Below are 12,266 nucleotides of genomic sequence, written 5' to 3' on the forward strand. Positions count from 1 at the left end.
GGGTCCAAACGGGGTCAACAGAAAAAACCCAAAACCCCCCCCGAACCCCCCCCCCCCCCCCCCCCCCCCCCCCCCCCCCGGGGGCCCCCCCCCCCCCCCCCCCCCCCCCCCCCCCGGCGCCGTTCACAGCCGGCCGGTCAGAGCCGCGCCAGCGCCGCCTCCACCAGCCGCACGACCGAGGCGTCGGCCACGGCGCCCACCTCCGCGTACGGGAACCAGCGCAGGTCGAGCGACTCGTCGCTGATGGCCTCCTCGACACCGGCCGGCGCGAGCGCCGCGTACTGCACGTCCAGGTGCCAGTTGCACGGCGCCGGGATCGGATGCCGGTCGAGCCGCACCGGCCCGCCCGGCAGCAGCGCCAGACCGGAGCCGATGCCGGACTCCTCGACGGCCTCGCGCAGCGCGGCCGCCTCCAGCGTCGCGTCACCCGGCTCGCAGTGGCCGCCCATCTGCAGCCACATGCCGAGCTTGCGGTGCAGGGTCAGCAGCACCCGGCCGCGCGACGGGTCGACCACCAGCGCGCTGCCGGTGACGTGCCCCGCCTGGCACGGCTTGTACACGCCGTCCGGGTGCGCGGCGAGGTGCTCCAGGTAGACGTCGCGCAGGGCGCGCTGGTCCGCATCGCCGCCCTCGTACCCCTTGAGGGTCAGGACCGCGTCCTCGTGGAGGCTCACTTCGCTCCTTCGCCCTCGCCGCCGCCCCGGGCGCCGTCCTCGCCGTCCCGGCCGCCGCTCTGGCCGCCGTCCTTGCCCTCCTTGCGGTCCCCGCCCTCCTGGCCGCGCCGCTCGGCGGCCTCGCCGAGCATCTTGTCGATCTCCGAGAAGTCCAGGTGCTCGCGGTGCACGAAGCCGTCCGGGTCGTCGAGGTCGGTGGCGGTGGGCAGCATGTCCGGGTGCTCCCACAGGCCGTCCCGGCCGTCGACGCCGCGGGCGTCGGTCAGCGAGGCCCAGAGCCGGGAGGCGTCCCGCAGCCGGCGCGGCCGCAGCTCCAGCCCGATCAGCGTCGCAAAGGTCTGCTCCGCGGGGCCGCCCGAGGCGCGGCGGCGGCGCATGGTCTCGCGCATGGCGTCCGCCGAGGAGAGGCGGGGCTTGGCCGCCGCGTGGACCACGGCGTCCACCCAGCCCTCGACCAGCGCGAGCGCCGTCTCCAGGCGGGCCAGCGCCGCCTTCTGCTCGGGAGTGTCCTGGGGCTGGAACATGCCTCCCTGGAGCGCCTCCTGGAGCTGCTCCGGGTTGGTCGGGTCGATCTGCCCGACGACGTCCTCCAGCTTGGAGGTGTCGACCTTGATCCCGCGGGCGTAGCCCTCGACCGCGCCGAACAGGTGCGAGCGCAGCCACGGCACGTGCGCGAAGAGCCGGGCGTGCGCCGCCTCGCGCAGCGCGAGGTACAGCCGCACCTCCTCCGACGGGACGCCGAGGTCCCTGCCGAAGCCCTCGATGTTCAGCGGCAGCAGCGCCGCCTTCCCCGCCGGGCCCAGCGGCAGGCCGATGTCGGTCGAGCCGACGACCTCGCCCGCGAGGACGCCCACGGCCTGGCCGATCTGCTGCCCGAACATGGCCCCGCCCATGGAGCGCATCATGCCGAGCAGCGGGCCCGCCATGGCCTGCATCTCCTCCGGCAGGACGCCGCCCATGGCCGCGCCGACCCGCTCGGCGACCGGGTCGACGAGCTCCTTCCACACCGGCAGGGTCGCCTCGACCCACTCGGCGCGGCTCCACGCCACGGCCGTCGTGGCGCCCGAGGGCAGCGAGGTCACGTCGTCCAGCCAGTGGTCGGCGAGGCGCACGGCCTCCTCCACGGCGGACCGCTCCGCGATGCCGACGCTGCTGTCCTTCACCCCGTCCTGCGTGCCCTGGGCGACGGTCCGGCGGGCGACGTCCTTCGCCATGTCCCAGTTCACGGGACCGCCCTCGTAGCTGAGCATCTGGCCCAGCTGCTGGAAGGCGGCGCCGAGGTCGGCCGGGTTCATCGCGCCGAACATGGCCGCGAACGGGTTGTCCCCGGCGCCCGGGCCGCCGGGACCGCCGGGCAGGCCGAAGCCGCCGAACCCGAACGGATTCGGGCCGCCCTGCCCGCCCTTCTTCTTGCCCTCGTCGCCGTCCTCCGGCTCCTCCGGCGGAAGGCCGAATCCGAATGGGGTGTCGCTCACGGGTTTCCTCGGCTCGTAGGGCCGCCGGCGGGGGCCGGCGGGCAAGTGGTCCGACAACACCAACCAGCGTAGACACCACTCCCGGTTCCGGGCTCGGTGCTCCGCCGACTCCTGGGCTGCGGCAGGATGGACATCACCTGGTGGGTACGCGTCACGGGCGCGTCCCTACTGAAGACAACCGCTGGAGACGCCTGGTGAGTTCCCCAGATCCGCAGGTTCACGAGCCCGACGACGCCGAGAACCGCCCCGAGCACGGTGACAGCGCCCACGGCGTTCGCCAGCCGCGAAACCACGCGGGCCCCCGCCGGAACAGCCCGGTGATCGCCGTGACCGGCGCCGCCTCGGGCGTCGGCGCCGCCCTGGTCCGCCGCCTCGCCGCCTCCGACGAGGTCAGGCAGGTCGTCGCCATCGACGAGCGGCGCGGCGACTGCGACGCCGCCCAGTGGCACGTCCTGGACGTCCGCGACCCCGCCATCGCCGAGAAGCTGCGCGGCAGCGACGTCGTCGTCCACCTCGCCCTCGACCTGGACCTCGAGACCGACCCCGCGGCCCGCACCGCGTACAACGTCCGGGGGACCCAGACCGTCCTGACCGCGGCGGCCGCAGCCGGCGTCCACCGGGTCGTGCTCTGCACCTCCGCCATGGTCTACGGGGCACTGCCCGACAACGACCTCCCCCTCTCCGAGGACTCCGAGCTGCGGGCCACGGCCGAGGCCACCGGTGTCGGCGACCTGCTGGAGATCGAGCGGCTGGGCCGCCGTGCCCCGCGCGCCCACCCGGGCCTCAACGTGACCGTGGTCCGCCCCGCCGTCCTCGTCGGCGGCACCGACACCGCCCTGACCCGCTACTTCGAGTCCCCGCGCCTGCTCGTGGTGGCCGGCTCCCGCCCGACCTGGCAGTTCTGCCACGTCGAGGACCTCGTCAGCGCCCTGGAGTACGCGGCGCTTGAGAAGGTCGAGGGCGAGCTGGCGGTCGGCTGCGAGGGCTGGCTGGAGCAGGACGAGGTCGAGGAGCTGAGCGGCATCCGCCGCATGGAGCTGCCCTCGGCCGTGGCGCTCGGCGCGGCGGCCCGGCTGCACCGGATCGGCCTGACGCCGTCCCCGGCGGGCGACCTCGCGTACACCATGCACCCCTGGGTGGTCAGCGTCAGCCGCCTGCACGCCGCGGGCTGGCGGCCGCGGTGGACCAACGAGGAGGTGCTGGCCGAGCTGCTCCAGGAGGCCGCGGGCCGGCACACGGTCGCCGGCCGGCGGCTCGGCCGCAAGGACGCCACCGCCGCCGGCGCCGCGGGCGCGACGGTCGCGCTGCTCGGCGCGGCCGCGGTCGTCCGCCGGGCGCGGCGCCGCCGCGGGATCTGACGGACGCCCGGCCGCACCCCGCCCGGCCCGCGCCCGCGGGCCGGCCGCGGCCGGCCCTGTAGGAGGCTCCATACGCCGGACCCGCACAGCCGGTCGAAACGGCTATACCGCGCGGCGGGAGCGGTGGTGCACGATGACCTCATGGCACCGCACTTCGACCACCCCGGCGAGCAGGCCGCCCAGGACCCGATCCGGCTGCTCGCGATCCGCGACACCCCCCTCTCCGTCGACGAGGTCTTCCGGGCCGTCGGCGACGACGAGACCGGCGGCACGGCCCTGTTCGCCGGCACGGTGCGCAACCACGACGGGGGCGCGGACGTCGACTCCCTCGGCTACTCCTGCCACCCCTCGGCGGAGGCGGAGATGCGCCGCATCGCCGAGCGCGTCGCGGCCAAGTACCCGGTGCGCGCGCTGGCGGCCGTCCACCGCGTCGGCGACCTGTCCGTCGGCGACCTCGCCGTCGTCGTCGCCGTGTCGTGCCCGCACCGCGGGGAGGCCTTCGAGGCCTGCCGGATGCTGATCGACGACCTCAAGCACGAGGTCCCGATCTGGAAGCACCAGCGCTTCTCCGACGGCACGGAGGAGTGGGTCGGGGCCTGCTGAGCCGGCCGGTCCCGCCGGCGGCACCCCGCCCGCGGCGCCCCCCGAACGGGCGAGTACTCTCCCTCCCGTTCGGCCGCGCAACACGCCCTCGATTTGCGTAACCCCCCCTTGGGCAGGAGCGTTGAAGCCACCAACGACACGCACATTCCCAGGGGCAGGGAGGCACGTCCATGGCGTCACTGGCGTGGTTGCTGATTCCGCTGTTCGCCGCGATCGGCGCGGCGATATGGGGCAGCTGGGCGGCTCGCGACCGCACCCAAGGCGACATATCCGAACTCGCCGGCTACGCCCGGTTCCGCGAGGCGATGGACCGGGCCGACGGCGTCCGGGCCGGGGCGGCGGCGCACTCCGCGACCGACTCCGCCTGAGGCCCCCGCCGGGACAGCCCGCCGCACTCCGCGCACCCGGTCCGGGGCGAACGGCCCGGGCGGCCGCCGCACAGGACCGTCCCGTACTGTCGATTCCATGCCACGCCGCACAGCGACGATGCTCGCCGCCACCCTCATGCTGTTCGCGCTGCTCTGCGCCGGGGTGTTCATCAAGGTGCCGTACTCGGAGATGAGCCCGGGTCCGACCGTGAACACGCTCGGCGACTCGCACGGCGCGCCCGTCATCAGCATCGGCGACCGCACGACGTACCCGGCGACAGGCCACCTCAACATGACGACCGTCCGGGTCACCGGCGCGGACTACGACATGAACCTGCTGGAAGCGGTCCACGGCTGGCTGTCCGGCGACAACATCGTCGTCCCGCACGAGAACCTCTACCCGAACGGGAAGACCGAGGAGCAGTCCACCCAGGAGAACGCCGAGGAGTTCAGCCAGTCGCAGGAGAGCGCGAAGGTCGCCGCGCTGAAGCAGCTCGGCATCTCCGTCCCCACCCGCGTCGTGGTCTCCTCCGTCGTCAAGGGCAGCCCCTCCGAGAGCCGGCTGCACGCCGGGGACGAGGTCAAGGCCGTCGACGGCACCCCCGTCACCGCCCCCGGGGACGTCGCCAAGCTCGTCACCAAGCACAAGGCAGGCGAGCCCGTCGCGTTCACGATCGTGCCGGCGGCCGAGGCCGAGGAGGCCCGGAAGGCGGGCCGCGCGCCCGCGACCCGCGAGGTCGCGATCACGACGGCGAAGGCGCAGGGCGACGGGCACGCCATCGTCGGCATCCGGGCCGGCACCGCGCACACCTTCCCGTTCCCGATCGACATCAAGCTCGCCGACATCGGCGGCCCGAGCGCGGGCCTCATGTTCGCCCTCGGCATCGTCGACAAGCTGACGCCCGGCGACCTCACCGGAGGCCGGTTCGTCGCCGGGACCGGCACCATCGACGACGCCGGCAAGGTGGGCCCCATCGGCGGGATCCAGATGAAGACGATCGGCGCCCGCAAGGCAGGCGCCCGCTACTTCCTGACGCCCGCGGAGAACTGCGCCTCGGCCGCCGCCAACGTCCCCGACGGCCTGACGCTCGTCAAGGTCTCCACCATCGGCGACGCCGTGCAGTCCCTGGAGAGGATCGCCAAGGGGGACACGGCCGGCGTGCCGCGGTGCGGCGACTCCTGACCGGCGCCCCGATACAGGCCCTAGGAGAAGGTCGCCGCGAGCGCTTCGGCCAGCCCCGGCACCAGGCTCGCCCCCGTGAGCACCTCCGTGGAGGAGTCCTTCTCGCGCAGCCGGACCGCCGACTCGCGCGAGCCGTCGCGCAGCACCGCCACGGTCAGGCGGACCTCCTGCCGCTCCGGGTGGTCGGCGACCCACTTCGCGAGCTGCTTGTCGCTCAGCCCCTGCGGTACGGACGCCTCCGCGGACGGGGGCAGCATCAGCCGCTCCACGGTCAGGGCGCAGCCGACGACCGCGTCGGGCCAGGCGATCGTGCCCAGGAACTTGTCCAGGGGCGTACCGGCGGGCAGCTTGTCCTGCTCGACGGGGGTGAGGGAGGTCCGGCCGGCGTCGTCGGCGTCGACGCCGAGCTGGTGGGCGAGGCGCGGCTCCTGCCGGCGCAGCCGGGCGGTGTCGACCAGGGCGAACAACCGGGCGGGCTGGTCCCAGCCCAGTCCCGCCGCGTATTCGTCGATCTCGAGGCAGGCGCGGGTGAGCGGGCTGGCCGCCATCGGCGTGCCGGAGGAGGGGGAAACGTTGGACATGGACAACATCCTGCCTCCTTTCCGGCGCATACCGGGAACTGACGGAAGCCTCCGTAAGTTGCAGGAGTGGGCTTTACCATCAAGGGCCCAGGTAAAGAAACGTCCAGTAACAAGACTCAGCTTTCGAGGTGCCCACCTTGGCTTTCCAGATGCCGGACCGCGGCTCAGGCCCTTCGGGGCCACGGATGAGAGTCGGCCGCCCGTCCAGGCGCGCCCGCACTCTTCTGATGACCTTGGGCGTGCTGGCCGTCCTCGGCATGGCGTTCATCATGTTCGCGGGCTTCTGGACGGACTGGCTCTGGTTCCGCTCCGTGAAGTACTCCAGTGTGTTCACCACCACCCTGTGGACCAGGATCGGCCTGTTCGCCGTCTTCGGCCTGCTGATGGCGGGGGCGGTCGGCTTCAACATCTGGCTGGCCCACCGGCTGCGGCCGCCGCTGAGCGCGATGTCGATGGAGCAGCAGAGCCTCGACCGCTACCGGATGAGCGTCGCGCCGTACAAGAAGTGGCTGCTCCTGGGCGTCTCCGCGCTCGTCGGCATGATCGCCGGCGCGTCCGCGGCGGGCCAGTGGAAGACCTGGCTGATGTACGTGAACGGGGTGCCCTTCGGCAAGAAGGACCCCCAGTTCGGGCTGGACGTCTCCTTCTACACCTTCGACCTGCCCTGGTACCGCTTCCTCCTCGGCTTCGGCTTCGCCGCCGCCGTGCTCTCGGTGATCGCAGCCGTCGTCGTGCACTACCTGTACGGCGGCCTGCGCGTGACCAGCCCGGGCGCCCGCGCCACGGCGGCCGCGACGGGGCACCTGTCGGTGCTGCTGGGCCTCTTCGTCACGCTGAAGGCGGTCGCGTACTGGCTCGACCGCTACGGCCTGGCCGTGAAGTCCAGTGACTTCAAGGCGGCCGACAACTGGACCGGCCTGCGCTACGTCGACGCCAACGCCTACCTGCCGGCGAAGACGATCCTCGTCGCGATCGCCGCGATCTGCGCGGTGCTGTTCTTCGCGACGCTGTGGCGCCGCACCTGGCAGCTGCCCGTGATCGGCTTCGGCCTGATGGTGCTCTCCGCGATCCTGATCGGCGGGCTGTACCCGGCCATCGTGCAGAAGTTCCAGGTCCAGCCGAACGAGCAGGCCAAGGAGTCCCCGTACGTCGAGAAGAACATCAAGGCCACCAGGGACGCCTACGGGATCGCCGCGGCCGACGTCACGGACTACCCGGACGGCGGCAAGACCGAGGACAAGGCCAAGCTGCGCCAGGAGGCCGCCACCACGGCCAGCATCCGCCTGCTCGACCCGAACATCGTCTCCCCGGCCTTCCAGCAGCTCCAGCAGGTGAAGGGCTACTACGCCTTCCCGTCGACGCTGGCCGTCGACCGGTACAACGGCCAGGACACGGTCATCGGCCTGCGCGAGCTGAACATCGGCGGCATCCCGAAGAACAACTGGATCAACGACCACTTCAAGTACACGCACGGGTACGGCGTGGTCGCGGCCAAGGGGACCACCGTCGGCGACCAGGGCGCCCCGGACTTCACCCAGTCCGACCTGCCGTCCCGAGGCCAGTTCGGCACGGACTTCGAGCAGCGGATCTACTACGGCGAGCGGACGACGCAGTACTCGATCGTCGGCGGGCCGCAGAAGGAGCTCGACTACTCCGACGACAAGGGTGAGAAGGAGACGAGCTACGAGGGCAACTCGGGCGTCAACCTGGACAACCCGGTCAACCGCGCCGCGTACGCCCTCGCCTTCAGCGAGCCGCAGATCCTGTACTCCGGCGCCATCGGCGACGGCTCGCGGATCCTCTACAACCGCACCCCGAAGGAGCGCGTCGAGGCCGTCGCCCCGTGGCTGACGATCGACGGCGCCCCCTACCCGGCGGTCATCGACGGCCGGGTCAAGTGGATCGTCGACGCCTACACGACGACCAACGGCTACCCGTACGCCTCGCGTACCACGCTGGGCCAGAGCACCGCGGACTCGCTGACCAACAGCCAGCGCGCGGTGGTGGCGCAGGAGAACCGGGTCAACTACATCCGCAACTCGGTCAAGGCCACGGTCGACGCCTACGACGGCACCGTCAGCCTCTACCAGTGGGACACGCAGGACCCGGTCCTGAAGACCTGGATGAAGGCCTTCCCCGGCACGGTCAAGCCGAAGGCCGAGATCTCCAAGCCGCTCATGGACCACCTGCGCTACCCGCAGGACCTGTTCAAGGTGCAGCGCGAGCTGCTGACCCGCTACCACGTCACCGACCCGCAGACCTTCCTCAGCGGCAGCGAGGCCTGGGCCGTCCCGGACGACCCGACGACCAAGGCCGGCACGGCGGTCCCGCCGTACTACCTGTCGATGAAGACGCCGGGCCAGGCGGAGAAGGACCAGGTCTTCTCGCTCACGACGACGTTCACGCCGAACGAGCGGGACAACCTGAGCGCCTTCATGTCGATCAACGCCGACCCGGGCTCCAAGGACTACGGCAAGATCCGCATCCTGAAGATGCCGACGAGCAAGCCGGTCGACGGCCCGAAGCAGGTGCAGAGCAAGTTCCAGTCGGAGCCGAAGATCGCGGAGTCGATCCGGCTGCTGCGCGGCGGCGACTCCGAGGTGGAGTACGGCAACCTCCTCGCCGTTCCGATCGAGGGCAAGATGCTGTACGTGGAGCCCGTGTACGTGCGCAGCTCCGGCCTGAAGTACCCGCTGCTGCGCAAGGTGCTGGTGACGTACGGCACGCAGACGGCCTTCGAGGACAACCTGGACAAGGCGCTGAACGTGGTCTTCGGGGCGGAGGCGCCGACGGTGCCGGTGCCGCCGAACGAGCCGGGCGACGGTACGGTGCAGCAGCCTCCGGCGCCGCAGGACCCGACGGTCAAGGCCGCCCTCGCCGACGCCCAGAAGGCGATCGAGGAAGCGGACAAGGCGATGAAGGCCGGCGACTGGGCGGCCTACGGCAAGGCCCAGTCCGACCTCCAGGCGGCGCTGAAGCGGGCGATCGACGCGGAGGCGAAGACAGCGGCCCCCAAGCCGGCCGGCTGAACCCGGTAATGGCTCGACCCCGTGTCGTGATACGCTGGTGTCACCGACGCGGGGTGGAGCAGCTCGGTAGCTCGCTGGGCTCATAACCCAGAGGTCGCAGGTTCAAATCCTGTCCCCGCTACTGAAAACGAAGGCCCGGATCCCATGGGATCCGGGCCTTCGTCATGTCCGGAATGGACGCGTGGGGGCATGAGGTAGCTGGGACGGGTGAGTTGACGTGAGAGCGTGTTTGACTTGTCTCTCTGTGGGCATGTCGACAAAACGCTGTAGTGACCTCACAGGCTGCGACATACCAGGTGTACGCGGGTAGCAGGTGATGCGACGATGGGATATATGGGGGACAGGTCAACTCTGCTGGAGACAGGGCGGTTTGTGAGGTCGGCCGAAACCGGATCGGGTGCAGCAGTCAAAGAGGAGGCTCGGGTCGTCAACGCGCAGACCGCCCCGACCGATGCGGGTTTCGCGGAGGAGGTCTTCGCCGAGGCCGACGGGGCGAGCGACGCCGAACTGGAGGCACGCCACCGCGTGGCGGCCGACCGTGGCGACCCCGGAGCGATGAGCGTCCTCGGAGCCCTGCTGCTGCGCCGCGGTGACCTGGACGGGGCCGAGCCGTACCTGCGCGGCGCCACAGCGGAGGGGGACCGCGCCGCCGCCAACAACCTGGGCGTCCTGCTGCTCCAGCGCGGCTACCCCGAGGAGGCCGCCGGCTGGTGGCGCGTCGCCGCCGTCGCCGGCTCCGCCCCCGCCGCACACGCCCTGGGCCGCCACTTCCGCGAGCGCGGCGACGAGCCCGCCGCCGAGTACTGGCTCCGTCAGGCGGCGGAATCCGGCCACGCCCTCGGCGCGTACGGGCTCGCCGACCTGCTGGAGCACCGCGGCGACAAGGGCGTCGAGCGCTGGCTGCGGCAGGCCGCCGAGCAGGGCCACCGCGAGGCCGCCTACCGCCTGGCCCGCCACCTGCGCAAGGGGGACCCGGCAGAGGCCGAGCAGTGGTACCGGCAGGCCGCCGCCCGCGGGCACCGGCGCGCCGCCCTGCACCTGGGCGCCCTGCTGGAGGCCCGCGGCGAGCTCAAGGAGGCCGGGCGCTGGTACCTGACCTCCGCCAAGCAGGGCGAGGCCCGCGCCGCCTGCGCCCTGGGCTTCCTGCTGCGCGACGCGGGCGATGAGGAGGGCGCCATCGCGTGGTGGAAGCGCGCCGCCCAGGACGGCGACGGCAACGCCGCCAACGCGCTCGGCGCCCTGCACGCCGCCCGCGGGGAGACCGAGACCGCGGAGAAGTGGTACCGCACCGCCATGGACGCGGGCGACCAGAACGGGGCGTACAACCTTGCTTTGCTGTGCGCGGCACAGGACCGCACCGCGCAGGCCGAGCAGTGGTACCGCCGCGCCGCCTACGCAGGGCACCGCGAGGCGGCCAACGCACTCGCGATCATGCTGCTCCAGGTCGGCGACGCCGCGGGAGCTGAGCCGTGGTTCTCCAAGGCCGCCGAGGCGGGAAGCGTGGACGCCGCCTTCAACCTGGGGATCCTCTACGCCGGCCGCGACGACGACCGGACCGCGCTGAAGTGGTACGAGCGGGCGGCCGCGGCCGGCCACACCGACGCCGCGCTCCAGGTCGGCATCGCCCTCGTCCGCGACGGGGAGGAGCGCGCCGCCGAACGGCACCTGCGGTGCGCGGCCGGCGGCGGCAGCGCCGAAGCCGCGTTCCGGCTGGCCGCGCTGCTGGAGTCGCTGGCCCCGCCGCCGGAGCCGCCGGCCCTCGGGGAGCCCGCGGGCGCCGCGCGCACCGAGAGCGAGGAGTGGTACGAGCGGGCCGCCGAGCTCGGCCACCGGCGCGCCCAGGTCCGGGTCGGCATGCTGGCGGCGGCCCGCGGCGACACGGCGGTCGCGGCCCGCTGGTACCGGGAGGCGGCGGAGGCCGGCTCCCGCAACGGCGCGTTCAACCTCGGGCTGCTGCTGGCCCGGGAGGGCGACGAGCCGGAGGCCGCCCTGTGGTGGACCCGCGCCGCCGTCGCCGGACACGGCCGGGCCGCGCTGCGCCTGGCCCTGCTGGCCGCCCGCCACGGCGACCTCGCGGAGGGGCAGAAGTGGTGCCTGCGCGCCATGGAGCTCGGGCCGGCCGAGGTCGCCGAGCGGGCCGCCCGGCTGCGCGACGCGCTCGCCGAGGAGCTCTCCGCCTGACCGCGGCGCCGCCCCGCGGTGCGCCCGCGGCCGGACGGCCGGTGCGGTACCCAACGGATTTGCATCTGCGGGGATCCCTCACGTACGGTGGGGTCTACCGACGCGGGGTGGAGCAGCTCGGTAGCTCGCTGGGCTCATAACCCAGAGGTCGCAGGTTCAAATCCTGTCCCCGCTACTCAGACGAAGGCCCGGATCCCCAGGATCCGGGCCTTCGGCGTTCCTGCAAGCGGTCGTGCAGGCGTTTCCACAGGCGGTCGGGCATGCCGCAGGGCCGGGAGCGCTGCCCGCCTCCCGGCCCTCTTGTGCTTGCAGGCCCCGAAACGACGGCCGGCGCCGCGGCTACGCGCCCGCGCACTCCGGGCAGAGGCCGCGGTAGGTCACCTCGACCGCCGAGACCGTGAAGCCGAAGCGCTCCGCGTCCGGCAGGTCGGCCAGGGGGTTGCCGGAGGGGTGCACGTCCCGGATCGCCCCGCACTGCGCGCACACCAGGTGCTGGTGGGGCCGGTGGGCGTTGGGGTCGTACCGCTTGGCCCGGCGGTCCGTGGACACCTCCAGGACCTCGCCGAGGGTGACGAGCTCGCCGAGGGTGTTGTAGACGGTCGCGCGGGAGATCTCGGGCAGCTTGTCCACGGCGCGGGCGTGCACCTCGTCGGCCGTGAGGTGCACGTGGTCGCCGTCGAGCACCTCCGCCACCACGCGCCGCTGTGCGGTCATGCGCCATCCGCGTGCGCGAAGTCGTTCCAGCAGGTCACTCATGCACACCAGCCTAACAGTGAGGGGACCGGGTGTAAGTCCCGATCCCGTGCGGAGTTGG

General features: G+C 72.8%; 10 protein-coding genes and 2 tRNA genes. 8 read left to right on the forward strand and 4 right to left on the reverse strand.

What is annotated here, in order from left to right:
• Window positions 1-137: 137 nt before the first annotated feature.
• Complete coding sequence (locus ACZ462_RS01880; protein WP_467809376.1) at window positions 138-674, reverse strand: NUDIX hydrolase; 537 nt, start codon at window positions 672-674, stop codon at window positions 138-140.
• A complete protein-coding gene (locus tag ACZ462_RS01885; protein ID WP_467809378.1) occupies window positions 671-2,149 on the reverse strand; it encodes a zinc-dependent metalloprotease in 1,479 nt (492 codons plus the stop codon). The genes ACZ462_RS01880 and ACZ462_RS01885 overlap by 4 nt, the downstream gene beginning before the upstream one ends.
• Window positions 2,150-2,343: 194 nt before the next feature.
• Here ACZ462_RS01885 and ACZ462_RS01890 point away from each other — a divergent pair, with 194 nt between their 5' ends.
• The 4 genes from ACZ462_RS01890 to ACZ462_RS01905 all read left to right on the forward strand — a co-directional run bounded on the left by ACZ462_RS01890 (window position 2,344) and on the right by ACZ462_RS01905 (window position 5,661).
• Window positions 2,344-3,507 carry an SDR family oxidoreductase gene (locus ACZ462_RS01890; RefSeq protein ID WP_467809379.1) on the forward strand — a complete coding sequence of 388 codons (1,164 nt, stop codon included), beginning with the start codon at window positions 2,344-2,346 and terminating at the stop codon, window positions 3,505-3,507.
• A 141-nt stretch (window positions 3,508-3,648) separates the two neighbouring features.
• Entirely contained in the window at window positions 3,649-4,110 is a 462-nt protein-coding gene (locus tag ACZ462_RS01895) for a molybdenum cofactor biosynthesis protein MoaE (protein ID WP_467809380.1), read from the forward strand.
• Window positions 4,111-4,280: 170 nt separating this feature from the next.
• Window positions 4,281-4,478: a hypothetical protein gene (locus tag ACZ462_RS01900; protein WP_467809381.1), complete on the forward strand. Its 198-nt coding sequence runs from the start codon at window positions 4,281-4,283 to the stop codon at window positions 4,476-4,478.
• A gap of 97 nt (window positions 4,479-4,575) precedes the next feature.
• A complete protein-coding gene (locus tag ACZ462_RS01905; protein WP_467809382.1) occupies window positions 4,576-5,661 on the forward strand; it encodes a YlbL family protein in 1,086 nt (361 codons plus the stop codon).
• A 20-nt stretch (window positions 5,662-5,681) separates the two neighbouring features.
• Here the strand turns inward: ACZ462_RS01905 and ACZ462_RS01910 are convergent, their stop codons facing one another.
• Entirely contained in the window at window positions 5,682-6,251 is a 570-nt protein-coding gene (locus tag ACZ462_RS01910) for a PPA1309 family protein (protein WP_467809383.1), read from the reverse strand.
• A gap of 140 nt (window positions 6,252-6,391) precedes the next feature.
• Between ACZ462_RS01910 and ACZ462_RS01915 the strand changes: the two genes are divergently transcribed.
• The 4 genes from ACZ462_RS01915 (at window position 6,392) to ACZ462_RS01930 (ending at window position 11,627) form a co-directional block, all read left to right on the forward strand.
• Window positions 6,392-9,271, forward strand: a complete 2,880-nt coding sequence (locus tag ACZ462_RS01915; RefSeq protein ID WP_467809404.1) for a UPF0182 family membrane protein — start codon at window positions 6,392-6,394, stop codon at window positions 9,269-9,271.
• Window positions 9,272-9,318: 47 nt separating this feature from the next.
• A tRNA-Met gene (locus ACZ462_RS01920) sits at window positions 9,319-9,392 on the forward strand.
• Window positions 9,393-9,604: 212 nt separating this feature from the next.
• Window positions 9,605-11,452: an SEL1-like repeat protein gene (locus tag ACZ462_RS01925; protein WP_467809384.1), complete on the forward strand. Its 1,848-nt coding sequence runs from the start codon at window positions 9,605-9,607 to the stop codon at window positions 11,450-11,452.
• Between the two features lie 101 nt (window positions 11,453-11,553).
• Window positions 11,554-11,627, forward strand: a tRNA-Met gene (locus ACZ462_RS01930).
• 164 nt (window positions 11,628-11,791) lie between these two features.
• Here the strand turns inward: ACZ462_RS01930 and ACZ462_RS01935 are convergent.
• On the reverse strand, window positions 11,792-12,208 hold the full coding sequence (locus ACZ462_RS01935) for a Fur family transcriptional regulator (RefSeq protein ID WP_467809385.1): 417 nt from the start codon (window positions 12,206-12,208) through the stop codon (window positions 11,792-11,794).
• Window positions 12,209-12,266 lie beyond the last annotated feature (58 nt).

It is taken from the genome of Streptomyces sp. NPDC031121, assembly GCF_055570615.1.